At 70.9% G+C, this 13,915-nt stretch carries 12 protein-coding genes and 1 tRNA gene; 9 read left to right on the top strand and 4 right to left on the bottom strand.

Annotated features, from left to right (window positions below; genetic code table 11):
• Window positions 1-11: 11 nt before the first annotated feature.
• Entirely contained in the window at window positions 12-617 is a 606-nt protein-coding gene (locus OHB01_RS11140) for a TenA family protein (protein WP_142649179.1), read from the bottom strand.
• Window positions 618-659: 42 nt separating this feature from the next.
• Between OHB01_RS11140 and OHB01_RS11135 the strand changes: the two genes are divergently transcribed.
• Window positions 660-1,313 carry a GOLPH3/VPS74 family protein gene (locus OHB01_RS11135; RefSeq protein WP_142649178.1) on the top strand — a complete coding sequence of 218 codons (654 nt, stop codon included), beginning with the start codon at window positions 660-662 and terminating at the stop codon, window positions 1,311-1,313.
• A gap of 182 nt (window positions 1,314-1,495) precedes the next feature.
• Here the strand turns inward: OHB01_RS11135 and tnpA are convergent, their stop codons facing one another.
• Complete coding sequence (gene tnpA / locus OHB01_RS11130; protein ID WP_419197571.1) at window positions 1,496-1,906, bottom strand: IS200/IS605 family transposase; 411 nt, start codon at window positions 1,904-1,906, stop codon at window positions 1,496-1,498.
• 45 nt (window positions 1,907-1,951) lie between these two features.
• Complete coding sequence (locus tag OHB01_RS11125) at window positions 1,952-3,061, bottom strand: LCP family protein (RefSeq protein ID WP_260617360.1); 1,110 nt, start codon at window positions 3,059-3,061, stop codon at window positions 1,952-1,954.
• Between the two features lie 413 nt (window positions 3,062-3,474).
• Here OHB01_RS11125 and OHB01_RS11120 point away from each other — a divergent pair, with 413 nt between their 5' ends.
• Window positions 3,475-4,965, top strand: coding sequence for a hemolysin family protein (locus OHB01_RS11120; RefSeq protein WP_142649177.1), 1,491 nt, complete (start codon window positions 3,475-3,477; stop codon window positions 4,963-4,965).
• Window positions 4,962-5,966, top strand: a complete 1,005-nt coding sequence (locus OHB01_RS11115; protein ID WP_142649176.1) for a hemolysin family protein — start codon at window positions 4,962-4,964, stop codon at window positions 5,964-5,966. Before OHB01_RS11120 ends, OHB01_RS11115 begins: the two co-directional genes overlap by 4 nt.
• Window positions 5,967-6,732: 766 nt before the next feature.
• Here OHB01_RS11115 and OHB01_RS11110 read toward each other — a convergent pair.
• Window positions 6,733-6,815 (bottom strand) — tRNA-Leu (locus OHB01_RS11110).
• A gap of 157 nt (window positions 6,816-6,972) precedes the next feature.
• Between OHB01_RS11110 and OHB01_RS11105 the strand changes: the two genes are divergently transcribed.
• The 6 genes from OHB01_RS11105 to OHB01_RS11080 are packed head-to-tail and all read left to right on the top strand — an operon-like array spanning window position 6,973 to window position 13,857.
• Window positions 6,973-7,713 carry an FhaA domain-containing protein gene (locus OHB01_RS11105; RefSeq protein ID WP_079313435.1) on the top strand — a complete coding sequence of 247 codons (741 nt, stop codon included), beginning with the start codon at window positions 6,973-6,975 and terminating at the stop codon, window positions 7,711-7,713.
• Window positions 7,714-7,730: 17 nt separating this feature from the next.
• Complete coding sequence (locus OHB01_RS11100; protein ID WP_142619148.1) at window positions 7,731-8,195, top strand: FHA domain-containing protein FhaB/FipA; 465 nt, start codon at window positions 7,731-7,733, stop codon at window positions 8,193-8,195.
• Window positions 8,192-9,466, top strand: coding sequence for a Stp1/IreP family PP2C-type Ser/Thr phosphatase (locus OHB01_RS11095; RefSeq protein ID WP_142649175.1), 1,275 nt, complete (start codon window positions 8,192-8,194; stop codon window positions 9,464-9,466). The genes OHB01_RS11100 and OHB01_RS11095 overlap by 4 nt, the downstream gene beginning before the upstream one ends.
• 26 nt (window positions 9,467-9,492) lie before the next feature.
• Window positions 9,493-10,839 carry an FtsW/RodA/SpoVE family cell cycle protein gene (locus OHB01_RS11090; RefSeq protein ID WP_142649174.1) on the top strand — a complete coding sequence of 449 codons (1,347 nt, stop codon included), beginning with the start codon at window positions 9,493-9,495 and terminating at the stop codon, window positions 10,837-10,839.
• The gene (locus OHB01_RS11085; RefSeq protein ID WP_142649173.1) at window positions 10,836-12,296 is read left to right on the top strand and encodes a peptidoglycan D,D-transpeptidase FtsI family protein; all 1,461 of its coding nucleotides are present in this window, start codon (window positions 10,836-10,838) and stop codon (window positions 12,294-12,296) included. The genes OHB01_RS11090 and OHB01_RS11085 overlap by 4 nt, the downstream gene beginning before the upstream one ends.
• Window positions 12,297-12,303: 7 nt before the next feature.
• Window positions 12,304-13,857, top strand: coding sequence for a serine/threonine-protein kinase (locus tag OHB01_RS11080; protein WP_142649172.1), 1,554 nt, complete (start codon window positions 12,304-12,306; stop codon window positions 13,855-13,857).
• Window positions 13,858-13,915: the final 58 nt, after the last annotated feature.

The raw sequence follows: 13,915 nt of genomic DNA, 5'->3' as shown, positions 1-13,915 counted from the left end.
AACCCCGCCCCTCAGGGCACGTCCCAGAACGCGAGCTCGTGCTCCATCCCGCGGACGAACAGCTCCCGGGCGCGCGCCGGGTCAGGCGCCGCCTCGTCGATCATCGTCCCGATGCGCGCGGCCAGGGCCGCGAACCCGGGATCGGCGTAGGTGTCCACCCAGGCGCGGTAGCGCGGCTCGGCCGGCGGGTCGGCGGCCAGGATCTTGCCGAGCGTCGAGTAGCCCCACATGCAGGGATAGAGGGCCGCCAGCCCCTCGCCGTAGTTCGCCGCCGACTCCAGCAGGAACGACGTGTACGCCGCGCAGGCCGGCCCCTTCACCGCGCCGTCGAGGTCGGCGCCGAACCCGGCCGCCAGCGACCGGTGCAGGTCGAGCTCGTCGTGCCAGGTCGCGTACGCCAGGTCGACCAGGTCGCCGAGGTGGGCGTCCGGAGCCTGCCAGGCCAGCCGCGAGAACACCCGGACGTAGTCGAGCAGGAACAGGTAGTCCTGCTCCAGCCATGACCGGAAAACCGTCTCGGGCAGGTCGCCCGCCGCGATGCCGCGTACGGTCGGGTGCGCGAGCTGGGCGTCCAGCATCGGCCGCCCGATGGCGTGCAGGTCAGCAGAGATTCCCATAAGGGCTCATTGTGACCTTAATCCGGAGCTAGGCTCGACTCCGTGACACTGACGATCGCCGAGGAAGTGGTGTTGCTGGCCTACCGGGAGGACACCGGGAAGCCGATCATCGGCTCGGTGGAGCTCGACTGCGCCCTGGCCGGGGCCCTGCTCGCGGAGCTGGCCGTACGCCGCCGGGTGGACCTCGACGGCACGAAGGTCGTGCCCGTCGATCCCACCCCGATGGGCGATGACGAGCTGGACGCCGCGCTCACCCGCATCGCCGAGGAGCGCCGTCCGCACAAGGCCGACTGGTGGGTGGGCAAGCTCCGCGCCGACAGGCTGCGCAAGCGGCTGCTGACCCGCCTGGCCGCCCGGGGCGTGCTGAGCGAGCAGGCGGGCAGGATCTTGGGGATCTTCCCCACCACGCGCTATCCCGAGCTCGACCCGAGCCACGAGCAGGGCGTACGAGATCGCGTCGAGAGCGTGCTGGCCGGCGCCGAGCCGGACGAGCGGACGGCGGTCCTGATCGCGGTCGTCCACGCGGCCAAGCTCGACCGCAAGGCCTTCCCCGGCGCGCCGAAGGGCCGGGTCAAGGAGATCGCCGAGGGCCAGTGGACCGCCGAGGCCGTCCGCAAGACGATCGCCTCGATCCACGCCGCCGTGATCGCGGCCACGACCGCCGCGACGGCCGCCGCCACCGCCTCCGGGAGCTGACCCCCTCGGCCTCCTGACCTCCTGATGCCGGCCCCTGCCGCTCTCGCCGCTCGCGCGAGCGGGGTCCGCTACCGGATTCGCCCGCAGTGCTCCGGCCTTCGGGCCGGGGGTGAAGCGGACCCTCCCGTGTAGCGGGGCAGGGAAAGCTGGAGCGCTCCCGGGCGATCCAGCGTCTGCCCGGCTCAGACCGGGCGGTTCTGCCGCTCGATGTACTGCCGCAGGACACTGACCGGCGTGCCGCCTGCCGATCCGGCGAAGTAGGAACCCGACCACAGCTTGTTCGCCCGATAGTAGTGACGGGCCAGTTCGGGGAACTCCTGTCGCAGCCGCCGAAAGGACACCCCCTTTTTCAGTGAATTGACCAGGCGGGACAGCGCGGCCTTCGGCGGGAAGTTCACCAGCAGGTGGACGTGGGTGGGCTCGCCGTTAGACCCGGCCGGCTCGCACTCGGCGTCCGCGCACACCATCTCCCTGGCGCAACGTCCTCGCCGCCGGACGGGCGGAGAGGCTAAACGCCTGCGGAGGGACCGTAAGACCCGCCGCCCAGCGGAGGGCAGGACCCGGTGAAACAGGAAGCCACAGAGGTGCCGCATGACGCGGCACGGGCTGAATCCCCGGCCTTCAGGCCGGGGAGCGCGTCAATTGGTGATGACGTCCTTGGGCACCTGCTTGTCGGCGGCGAGCGCCTCGAACAGGCGCAGCGCCTTCTGGGTGTCCCACTTGACCACCGCCTGGCCGCCGATCGTCGGCAGCGAGCCGATCGGCACGGCGGTGGCGAGCGGCCCCTCGCGCATGGCCAGGCCGACCGACAGCAGGTCGAACAGGCCGGTGCCGGGGTCGACGGCCACCGAGTCGGCCGCGCTCAGCGCCAGCGGGATCGAGGTGAACGGGTTGATCAGCGTGCCCGGGCTCGCGGCCTTCTGGACGACGGCCGAGAAGAACTGACGCTGCCGCTGGGTGCGCTCGAAGTCCGGGATGGCGCCGGTGGCCCGGGTGCGGACATAGCCGAGCGCGGTGCCGCCGTCCATGTCCTGGCAGCCCTTCTTCAGGTTGATCCCGGCCTTGGGGTCCTTGATGTCCTGCTTCACGCAGATGTTGACCCCGCCGACCGCGTCCACGATGCCGACGAAACCGCCGAAGCCGATCTCCATGTAGTGGTCGATCCGGATGCCGGTCACCCGCTCGACCGTCTTGGTCAGCAGCTTCGGCCCGCCGAAGGCGTACGCCGCGTTCAGCTTGGTGCTGCCGTGCCCCTCGATCGGGACGTACGAGTCGCGGGGCAGGCTGACCAGGGTCGGCCGGCCGCTCTCGGGGATGTGCAGCAGCATCATCGTGTCGGTGCGCTTGCCGACCGCCTTTCCGGTGGCCAGTTTCTTGCGCTGCGCGGCCGTCAGGCCCGCCCGGCTGTCGGATCCGACCAGCAGCCAGTCCTGGCCCGGCGTCTCTGCGGGCCGTCCGTCGTAGTCGGTCAGCGACTCGACCGGCTTCAGCCGGGAGCCGATCCAGAAATATCCGGCGACGGCGGCGACGAGCAGGAGCACGACCACGATGACGATGACCCGCAGGACGATCCTGCCGGTCCGGCGCGGCCCGCGTCCGCCGCCGCGTACGGAACCGTCGCGGCCCGTCGGACCGCCGCCACCGCCGTGCGGCGAGCCCACCTGGTCCGCGGCCTCGTGCCTGCTCCCGCCGAGCGGACGGACCGGACTGCTGCCGGAGCGCGGCTTGCCGTACACCTTGGACCGCACGCGGGGGACCGTGTCCTCCCTGCCGGAGCCGGAGCCCGCCGATGCGGCCGGCTGAGGACGGCCGGGAGAGGGCTGCGCTGCCGGCTGGGCCGCCGGCTGGGCCGCGGGTGGTCCGGCCGGACGCCGGTACGCACGGGTCGCCTCGTTCTCGTCGGCCACGTGAACCCCCAGCCCTCAACATGCTTGCGACTGCTTTGTCGGCATCGGCGGAAGTCTTTGCCGATGCGCCCCCATCTTCACGGTACCCAGACGGCTTCTAAGCAGTCGGTAAAGGCTGCCGGGAAACACAGGAGAGATTCCAGCCGTTACGGTGGTATACCACTACACGAAAGGATCGTCGTGTCCGTTCCGGACCCCTGGAGTACCTGCCCGTGCACAGGCACGGGATCTCATGATCGCATGGCGAGCGCCCGATGAGCGCCGCTTTGGGCCTCCTGGCCGTTCTCCTTCTGACCCTGGCCACCGGATTCTTCGTGGCGCAGGAGTTCGCATTCGTCGCCGCGGACCGCGGCACTCTCCGTGAGCAGGCGTCGGCCGGTGACGCCGCGGCGCGCCGGGCGCTCGACATCACCGGACGCCTGTCGTTCATGCTCTCCGGCGCACAGCTCGGGATCACCGTCACCACCCTGCTGGTGGGCTTCATCGCCCAGCCGGCGATCGCCGACCTGCTACGCGGCCCCCTGGAGGCCGCCGGGCTGCCCGGCTCGGCCGTTCCGGGTGTGGCGGTGGCCCTCGGGGTCGCGATCGCCACGGTCGTGCAGATGATCCTCGGCGAGCTGGCCCCCAAGAACCTCGGCATCGCGCGGCCCAACGACGTCGCGAAGTTCCTCTCCCGCCCGACGCACGTCTATCTCGTGGTCGCCGGGCCGCTGATCCGCCTGTTCGACGCCGCCGCCACCCGGCTCGTGCGCCTGTTCGGCATCGAGCCCGTCGAGGAGCTCGAACACGGCGCGACCCCCGAGGAGCTGTCGCGCATCGTGACCGAGTCGGCCGCGGCCGGCGAACTGCCGCCCCGGCTCGCCGACATGCTGGAGCGGGCGCTGGAGTTCGGCGACCGCACCGCCGAGGACGTCATGGTCCCCCGTCCGCGTGTGGTCTCGCTGCGCGCCGAGTGGCCGATCGGCGAGTTCCTCGACGCCCTGCGCACCCACGGCCACTCCCGCTATCCGGTGCTGGGCACCGACGCCGACGACGTCGTCGGGGTGGCCGGGCTGCCCGAATATCTGAAGGCGGGCTGTCCCTCCGACGGGCTCGTCGGCGGCATCACCCACGCGCCGCTGCTCGTCCCCGCGACGCTGCCGCTGCCCGAGCTGCTGCGGCGGATGACCTCCTCGGGTGAGACGTTCACCTGCGTGATCGACGAGTACGGCGGCCTGGCCGGCGTCGTGACGCTGGAGGACCTGGCCGAGGAGCTCGTCGGCGAGCTGGTGGACGAGAACGACCCCGAACCCCTCGGCGTCGTACGGCAGGGCGAGGGCGTCTGGGACGTGCCGGGCACCCTCCGCCTCGACGAGGTCGAGCGCGCCACCCACATCCGGCTGCCCGAGAGCGAGGACTACGAGACCGTGGCCGGGCTCGTCCTCGCGCTCCTCGGCCGGATGGCCGAGCCGGGCGACCGGGTCGTCTCCCCGCTCGTCCCCGAGCCCCATCTCTTCGACGACGAGGGCGACGAGGCCGAGCGGGCCGTGCTCACGGTCCTGAGCGTGCGCCGCCGCGTCCCCGAGTGGGTGCGGGTGTCGACGGAGACGTCGGCGGACGCGCAGGCCCAGGAGTCCGCGGACGCGGATGCGGACGCCGGTGAGCCGCCCGGCCGGGAGAAGACCCGCGCTGCGGCCCGCGGCTCGGGCGGCGTCGACTACGCCACCGAGCTGTTCTCCGCGCTGTTCCAGGGCAGGCCCGCATGAGCGCTCTCACCGGTGTTCTGCTCGGCGTCGTCCTGCTCGCCGTCAACGGGTTCTTCGTCGCGGCCGAGTTCGCCCTGGTCTCCGCCCGCCGCCACCGGCTGGAGGAGATCGCCGTCAGCGGCGGCCGGATGGCCAAAATCACGGCCCGCGCCGCGGTCAGGGGCGGGCGCGAGCTGTCGCTCATGCTCGCCGGGGCTCAGCTCGGCATCACGCTGGCCTCCCTGGGCCTCGGCATGGTCGCCGAGCCCGCCATCGAGCACCTCCTGGAGCCCGTCCTCACGCTGCTGCCCGAGTCGCTGCGCACCCCCGTGGCGTACGTCGTGGCGCTCGCCCTGGTGACGTTCCTCCACATGGTCGTCGGCGAGATGGCGCCCAAGTCGCTGGCGCTCACGCACCCCGAGCGCGCCGCGATGGGGCTGGCGCTGCCGTTCCGCGGCTTCGCCTGGGTCGTCCGCCCGATCCTGGCCCTGCTGAACGCGATGACCAACGGCATCCTGCGGCTGGCCGGCGTGCGGCCCCGCGACGAGCTGGCCACCACCCGCACCCCCCGCCAGCTCGCCATGCTGGTCGCGGAGTCGGGCCGGATGGGCATGCTCGACCGCGACGAGCACGACCTGCTCATCCGCGCGCTGCGGGTCCACTCCCAGCCGGTCGAGCGGCTGATGGTGCCCGTCGGCGAGGCGCTCTCAGTGCCCGAGAACGCCGATGACGTGCTCGTCCGCTGTACGGCCGCGCGCGGGGGCGGCCTGCGCATGCTGGTCGTCACCCCCGACGACGTGGTCGGCGTGCTCCACGTGCGCGACGCTGTCCTCCAGCCGGGGCGCAGGGCCGGCGAGCTGGCGATCCCCGTCCCCCGCATGGCGAAGGACACCACGATCTCCGACGCCGTGACCCTGCTGCAGGAGGCCCGCGCGCAGCTCGGGCTCGTCACCGACGCCGAGGGCACGCCCGTCGGTGTGATCGATCTCACCACTCTGGTCGGCGAGCTGCTCGCCGCCTGATTCGTGATTCGGCGCGGCGCGCCCACTCGTGTGAGCGGGCGCGCCGGGCCGGGACGGCACGCCCGTCGCGTGCTCGTCGGTGTCGGGCCGCTCGCGCACCAGGCGCAGCCCGGCCAGGTCGTCGGTTCGGCACGGCGCGGCCCGCTTCGTTGCGGCACGACCCGCTCTTGTGCGGCTCGGTCCCGCTTGTGGCGGCACGGGCGCTTTTGTGGCGGCACGGCCCTGCCCCCGCGCCCGCGACGTCGCCCGGCATCTCCCACCGCGAGACGTCCGCGCCCACGAACTGGGACAGAAGGTAAAGGTCGCTCCCTGCAAGCGCGGGGAAAGTGGTTTGAAAGCCGGTCTCCTGAGAATGTGCAGTGCGCGACGGAGGGGCCCCGATCTTCGGGGCCCTCGCCGCGACATCGCCAGGAGGGCCCGCGCCGTACGGGCCGGGACGGGAGGCCGGACGTGGACGCTTCGCTCGCGATCAGGCGAGGTGGCCCGTCCGCCCCGGGATCGCGGGGGGTGATCCCCTCCGGCGGTGCAAAGAAAAAGCCCCGCCGGGCGGAAGATTCTCCTCCTGCCGAGCGAGGTTGCTCACGTGTCCGAAGGTCCCAGGGAGCCGCCCGTCGGAGTGACATTCAGAAGAAGCCCCGCTGGGCTGCTGACACCCGAGGTGGCCCGTCTGGCCGGGGGTTCCAGGGGGTTGTCCCCCTGGGCGGCACAAAGAGAAAGCCTCGCGGGAAGGAAGCTTCGCTTCCGACCAGACGAGGCTGCTTTCTCGTGGGCAAGGGGGGAGTTGAACCCCCACGTCCTCTCGGACACACGGACCTGAACCGTGCGCGTCTGCCATTCCGCCACTTGCCCTTGCGGTTGGCCCCCATCTCTGGGTGCCTGGAAAGGTTAGCACGTATCCGCCCGTGCTTACGAACCCGGATACGATCCTTCTAAACGACGATGCGAAGGAGCTCAGTGCAGCACCGGAGCGATCGCGACCGTAGTGGCATTGGAAGGGAGGGATCCGGTGGGAGTCCTTCAGCGCTTCGAGCGCCGGCTCGAAGGGTTGGTTGAAGGGGCCTTCGCGCGGGCGTTCAAGTCTGATCTCCAGCCGGTCGAGGTTGCCAGCGCCGTGCAGAGGGAGATGGACGAGCGCGCCGCGATCGTCGCTCAGGGTCGCACGCTCGTGCCGAACGACTTCGTGGTGGAGCTGTCGACGACCGACAGCGAACGGCTGGAGGTGTACGCCGACAGCATCAGCCACGAGCTCGCCACTCTCGCCCGTGAGTACGCCAAGGAACAGGGCTACTCGTTCGTCGGGCCGGTGCGGGTGCGTTTCGAGACCGCAGACGACCTCGCCGTCGGGCTCTTCCGCATCCGTTCGGGTGTGATCAGGGGCGCGACGGTGGAGCAGGACGAGATCCGTCAGCCCCCGAGCGACCTGCCCGCCAGCCGTCCCAGCGCGTTCCAGGGCCGCCCCCGGCTGCTCGTCTCCACCCAGGACGACCCCCAGGGCCAGCGGTCGTACGAACTGACCACACCGGTCACTTTGCTGGGCCGCGGGACCGATTGTGATCTTCGGCTGGTGGATCCGGGCGTATCACGGCATCATGCCGAGCTAAGAGTGGAAGGACCACAGGTCGTGCTCGTGGACCTGGGGTCGACCAACGGCACCTTCGTCAACGGCCAGCCGGTCCGCAGGATCGAGATGCAGGACGGGACGAGGGTGACGCTCGGCCGCACGACACTGGTGTTCAGGCGCGATTAGAGGTAGACAAACGGTCCATGTCCGAGCTAACGCTGCTGCTGATCCGGCTCGCCTTCCTGGCGGTGCTGTGGTTCTTCGTGATCGCCGCGGTCGGCGTCATCCGGACAGACCTGTTCGGTCCGCGTACGGCTCCCGCGCCCGCACGCAAACCGGTCAAGCAACCCCGATCGGTTTCCAAGCCCAAAAAGGGCGAACCCCGCCAGCTGATCGTCACCGGTGGCCCCCTGCAAGGGACCATCATCAACCTCACGGAGACGCCAATCACCATCGGCCGGGCGAACGACGCCACGCTGGTTCTCAGCGACGACTACGCTTCGAGCCGGCACGCCCGGCTCTTTCCTCAGGACGGCCAGTGGATCGTGGAGGATCTCGGCTCCACGAACGGCACGTACCTCGAACGCTCGAAAGTGACCCGCCCGACCCCGGTGCCCCTCGGAGTTCCGATCCGCATCGGCAAGACCGTCATCGAATTGCGCAAATGACCATCGCACTCCGCTACGCCGCTCGCTCGGACGTCGGGCTCCTCCGTGAAGGCAACGAGGACTCGGCGTACGCCAGCGGCCGCCTGCTGGCCGTCGCAGACGGCATGGGCGGGCATGCTCACGGCGAGGTGGCCAGTTCGGTCGCCATCGCCGCACTGTCGTCCCTCGACCGGGACGCCTTCGGCAGTGATCTGCTCAGCGCCATCGAGGCGGCGGTCCGGGACGCCAACCACCAGTTGCACGCGATGGTGGCCCGGGACCCCAGCCTCAAGGGCATGGGCACCACGCTCACCGCGATGCTCTGGAGCGGCTCGCGCTTCGCCCTGGTCCATGTGGGCGACTCCCGGGCGTACCTGCTCAGGAACGGCGAGCTGTACCAGATCACGCACGACCACACGCTGGTGCAGTCGCTGGTGGACGATGGGCGGATCACCCAGGAGGAGGCCGCCAACCATCCCCAGCGTTCGATACTGCTGCGCGCGCTGGACGGCAGCGGCGAGGTCGATCCCGACCTGCAGGACCGGGAGGCCCAGGTGGGCGACCGTTACCTGCTGTGCTCGGACGGTCTCTCCACCGTGGTCAGCGCCGAGACCCTGCACCACACCCTGAGCACGATCGACGATCCCGAGGATGTCGTCCGGCAGCTCATCGACCTCGCCAACCGGGGCGGCGGGCCGGACAACATCACCTGTGTGGTCGCCGACGTGATCGAGGTGGACGACGTGCAGCCGCCCGCGGGAACGGCGGCGGTCGTCGGCGCGGCCGGCTCCGGCCGGATCCGCTCGGCGCCGCCCGACACCCCCGCGGGCCGGGCCACGACCGTGACCGCGCCCCAACCCGTGATCATCGACGACGACCTGGACGACGAACCCGCGCGTGAGGCCCAGGCCTCCGCGCGGCGTTCGCGCAAGGGCCGATCGGGCCCGAAGGTGGCCGTCGGGGTGCTGGTCGTCGCCGCCGCGCTCGGGGCCGGGGGCTATTTCGGCTACCAGTGGACCCAGAGCCAGTTCTACATAGGCGCCAAGGGGGACGAGCTCGTCGTGTTCCAGGGCGTCGACGCGGAGGTCGGGCCGGTGTCCTTCAAGAAGGTCGCCTACACCGACCACGTACGCGTCTCGTCGCTGCCTGCGGTGCAACAGGACCAGGTCCGCAGCGGCATCCCGGTCGACGACCTGCAGGCAGGGATATCCAAGATCAAGAGCTTCGGCGACTCGGCGGCCCCCAAGGCGGACGCCGAGTCGACGCCGACCCCCACGAGGTCCAGTAAGTGACTGCTGTCGAAGCCACGCCCGTACCGATGACCGCGAAGAGGCGCGGCGCCCAGCTGGGCATGCTCGCCTTCGCCGTGCTGATCGTGATGGGCGCGTACGCCAGCGTCGGGCTCGGGATCAACGGCAAGGTCCCGTCCGGCATGCTCGGCTACGGCCTCGGCCTCGGCGGTCTGATGCTCGCGGCCTACCTGGTGCTGGCCAAGTGGGCACCCTGGGCCGATCCCCTTCTGCTTCCCCTCGTGACGCTGGTGAACGGCATCGGTCTGGTGATGATCTACCGGATCGAGCTGGCCGGGGAGCATCTCGCCTCGGCGGCGAACCAGCTCATGTGGACGGCGCTCGGCGTGGTGATGTTCTCCGCGACACTGATCGCGTTGAGGGACCACCGCGTCTTGCAGCGCTTCACCTACACCGCCGGCTTCGCCGGCATCGCGCTGCTGGTGCTGCCGATGCTGCCCTTCATCGGCAGGGAGATCAACGGCGCGCGCATCTGGGTCGGCATCGGCCCCTTCAGCATCCAGCCCGCCGAGTTCGCCAAGCTGGCCCTGGTCGTCTTCTTCGCGGGATATCTGGTCGCCAAGCGCGACGTGCTGGCTCTGGCGGGCCGCCGCCTGCTGTTCATCGACCTGCCCCGCGCCCGCGACCTCGGTCCCGTCCTCATCACCTGGGGAATCAGCCTCGGCGTCCTGGTGATGCAGAAGGACCTCGGCAGCTCGCTGCTGCTGTTCGGCGCGTTCGTCGCGATGCTCTACGTCGCGACCCAGCGCACCTCGTGGGTGCTCATCGGCATCCTGCTGTTCGTCGGCGGCGCCTTCCTCGCCGGGCAGATCTTCAGTCACGTCGAGGCCCGCTTCAACATCTGGCTGCACGCCGAGGACCCCGCGCTGTACGACGCGGGCGGCGGCAGTTTCCAGCTCATGCAGGGCATGTTCGCCATGGGCTCGGGCGGCATCCTCGGCACCGGCCTCGGGCAGGGGTACCCGTACAAGGTCCCGCTGTCGTTCTCCGACTTCATCTTCACGGCGACGGGCGAGGAACTCGGTCTCACCGGCCTGATGGCCATCCTCATGGTTTACGCGCTCATCGTCGAGCGGGGGCTGCGCACCGCGCTGGCCGCCCGCGACCCGTTCACCAAGCTGCTCGCGGGCGGCCTGTCGTTCATCCTCGCCTGGCAGATCTTCATCATCGTCGGCGGCGTGACCCGGCTGATCCCGCTGACCGGTCTCGTGACGCCGTTCATGTCCGCCGGAGGCTCGGCGCTGCTGGCCAACTGGATGCTCATCGCCCTGCTCGTACGGATGTCCGACGCGGCCCGCCGGCCGCCGCCGCAGGCGATCCAGGACGAGGGACTGACCCAGGTGATGCAGCGATGAACAGCCCGCTCAAGCGTGTCGCCGTGGCCTGCCTGCTCATGTTCGGCCTGCTCATGGCCAACGTGACCTACTTGGGCTCGGTGAAGGCCGAGGGCCTGCGCAACGACTCGCGCAACGTGCGCATGTTGTTCAACCGCTACAACATCGACCGGGGCTGGATCACGGCCGACAACGGCAAGACGACGCTGGCCAAGACGGTGGACACCGGCGACAAGCAGTTCCGGTTCGAGCGGGAGTATCCGCTCGGCAAGCCGTTCACGCACGTGGTCGGCTGGTTCGCGCCGGAGAGCGCCTCGGGCATCGAGGCCGCCATGAACCGCTACCTCGACGGCAGCCACCCCGACCTGGTGGTCCGCCGGGCCATCGACCTGGTCAGCGGCAAGCCGGCCAAGGGCGCGAGCGTCGACCTCACCCTGAACACCAAGGCCCAGGAGGTCGCGTACAAGGACCTGGCCGGCACCGGCAAGCGCGGCGCGGTCGTCGCGCTCGAACCGAAGACCGGCAAGATCCTGGCGATGGTGTCGGTGCCGTCGTACGACCCGAACCCGCTGGCCAAGGCGAACAAGGACACCGTCAACAAGGCCTACAACAAGCTGAACAAGGACGACAACAAGCCGCTGCTCAACCGGGCCATCAACCTGACGTTCGCCCCGGGGTCCACGTTCAAGACGGTCACCTCGGCGGCCTACCTCAGCGAGGACACCTCGCGCGACGAGAACACGCAGGTCGACGCGCCCGACGCGCTGCCGCTGCCGGGCACGAACATCTCGCTGCCCAACTATCACGGCGAGTCGTGCGGCGGCCGGGCGACGCTGGTGCAGGCGCTCACCATCTCCTGCAACACGCCGTTCGCGATCATGGGCATGGACGTCGGCTACGACAAGCTCAAGGAGCAGGCCGAGAAGTTCGGGGTCGGCCAGCCGCTGAAGATCCCCATGGAGGTCGCGCCCAGCGACATCGGCCCCGACGAGGGCAAGGCGGCTCTCGCCAAGACCGCGATCGGCCAGCAGAGCAACCAGATGACCCCGCTGCAGATGGCGATGGTCGCGGCCGGCATCGCCAACCAGGGCACGGTCATGAAGCCGTACCTGGTCAACAAGATCATGGGGCCGGACGGCGCGGAGATCGACGGGACCGACCCCGAGGAGCTGGACGAGGCCGTCACGCCCGAGGTGGCCGGCGAGCTGACCAAGATGATGATCAGCGTCGTGGAGCACGGCACCGGCGGCGCGGCCAGGATCCCCGGCATCACCGTGGCGGGCAAGACCGGCACGGCGGAGACCCTGCCGGGCAAGCCGTCGCACGCGTGGTTCATCTCCTTCGCCCCGGTGGGTGACGACCCGAAGGTCGCCGTGGCGGTCTTCGTGGAGTCGGGCAGCGCAGGCAACGACGCGACCGGCGGCGCGGTGGCCGCGCCGATCGCGCACGACGTCATGCAGGCGGTGCTCGGGCGGTGACCGACACATGACCGACACCGTGCTCGGTGGCCGATATCGGCTGATCTCCCCCATCGCCGCGGGCGGCATGGGCGAGGTCTGGCGGGCCGAGGACGAGCTGCTCGGCCGGGAGGTGGCGATCAAGCTGCTCGGCCGCCACGTCGCGGGCGACGCCACCTTCCGCGACCGGTTCCGCTCCGAGGCCAGGATCACCGCCGGCCTGACCGATCCGGGCATCGCCCAGGTCTTCGACTACGGCGAGAGCGACGGCCTGGCCTACCTCGTGATGGAGCTGGTGCGGGGCGAGCCGCTGTCGGCCATCCTCGCCCGCAACGGCGCGCTCGGCCCCGACGTCACGCTCGACGTCGTCGAGCAGACCGCCCGGGGCCTGTACGCGGCCCACCGGGCCGGTGTGATCCACCGCGACGTCAAGCCGGGCAACCTGCTCGTCACCGGGACCGGCCAGGTCAAGATCACCGACTTCGGCATCGCCCGTGCGCTGGAGGCCGCGCCGCTGACCGCGACCGGCACCATCCTCGGCACCGCCCAGTATGTGAGCCCGGAGCAGGCGTCCGGCACCACGCTCACCCCGGCGAGCGACATCTATTCGCTCGGGGTGGTGGCCTACGAGTGCCTCGCGGGCCGGCCGCCGTTCACGGCGGAGACCGCGGTGGCGCTCGCGCTGCGGCACCTCAACGACACGCCTCCGCCGCTGCCAGGAACGGTGCCCGCTCCGGTGGCGGCTCTCGTGACGGCCATGCTCGCCAAGGACCCCGCCACGCGGCCGGAGACGGGGCCGGTGCTCCTCGACAGGGTGCGGACGCTGCGCGACGCCCTCGCGGGCACGGGCCCCTCGACGGCGGCCCTCGGCTCGCTGACCGACCCCCAGGGCTTCCCGGCGGCGGGCGGCGCGGGCCGTACGACGCCTCCGGCCACGCCCGGCCTGACGGCGCCCCTGGGCGAGCCCGAGGGCGCCGGCACACCGCGTCCTGGAGCCACGGGCTCGCGTCCGGGCTCCGCCGCTCCGCGTTCCGGCTCCACCGCGCCGCTGGGCCCGGTCACGCCCGTGACGCGGAGGGCGCCCGCGGGCGCCCCCGCCGCCCGTACGCGACGCCCCGGCGGCCCCGAGGGAACCATGGGACCCACGGGACCCGTGGGCGGACGGCGCCGCCGGACGACCCTGCTTCTCGTGACGGCGGGCTGCGCCGCCGCGGTCGGCATCGGCGTTCTGGCCTTCACCGCGGCCCACACCGGCGAACCGCCGCAGGACCCCGGTCAGACGGTCGCGCCGCCCGCCTCACCGGCCCCCTCGCCGTCGCCGAAGCCGTCGTCGGCACGTTCGTACAGGTCAGAGATTCCACGGTCGCAAACGCCGACCACTCCGGCGGCGTCGGACGAGCCGAGCGCCGTTCCGTCGGCTACCGTAAGCACGTCGGCATCAACCCAGACGCCCACACCGGCTTCGTCCCCGACCTCGACCTCGACCCCTACTCCGACGTCCACCCCGGCCACGGAACCCAGTGAGACTCCGCCCCCTACGGAGGCCCCACCCGACACGAACCCTCCGGATGAGGGGGAGTGATGAGCACAGGGGTCGATGATGGAGACCGGTGGCACCCCACGATGAACGGCAAGGGACA

Origin of the sequence: Microbispora hainanensis, from assembly GCF_036186745.1 — a bacterium.
GTDB lineage: Bacteria > Actinomycetota > Actinomycetes > Streptosporangiales > Streptosporangiaceae > Microbispora.
Note: the sequence above shows the minus strand (reverse complement) of the source record. Positions and strands in the feature narration are given on the sequence as shown.

What these genes read in the sequence shown, in the direction of transcription:
- OHB01_RS11120 (WP_142649177.1), top strand. Translation starts at nt 3,475, where the DNA reads ATGAGCGCCGCTTTGGGCCTCCTGGCCGTTCTCCTTCTGACCCTGGCC.
- tnpA (WP_419197571.1), bottom strand. Translation starts at nt 1,906, where the DNA reads ATGCGGCACCTCTGTGGCTTCCTGTTTCACCGGGTCCTGCCCTCCGCT.
- OHB01_RS11090 (WP_142649174.1), top strand. Translation starts at nt 9,493, where the DNA reads ATGACCGCGAAGAGGCGCGGCGCCCAGCTGGGCATGCTCGCCTTCGCC.
- OHB01_RS11115 (WP_142649176.1), top strand. Translation starts at nt 4,962, where the DNA reads ATGAGCGCTCTCACCGGTGTTCTGCTCGGCGTCGTCCTGCTCGCCGTC.
- OHB01_RS11140 (WP_142649179.1), bottom strand. Translation starts at nt 617, where the DNA reads ATGGGAATCTCTGCTGACCTGCACGCCATCGGGCGGCCGATGCTGGAC.
- OHB01_RS11085 (WP_142649173.1), top strand. Translation starts at nt 10,836, where the DNA reads ATGAACAGCCCGCTCAAGCGTGTCGCCGTGGCCTGCCTGCTCATGTTC.
- OHB01_RS11095 (WP_142649175.1), top strand. Translation starts at nt 8,192, where the DNA reads ATGACCATCGCACTCCGCTACGCCGCTCGCTCGGACGTCGGGCTCCTC.
- OHB01_RS11080 (WP_142649172.1), top strand. Translation starts at nt 12,304, where the DNA reads ATGACCGACACCGTGCTCGGTGGCCGATATCGGCTGATCTCCCCCATC.
- OHB01_RS11100 (WP_142619148.1), top strand. Translation starts at nt 7,731, where the DNA reads ATGTCCGAGCTAACGCTGCTGCTGATCCGGCTCGCCTTCCTGGCGGTG.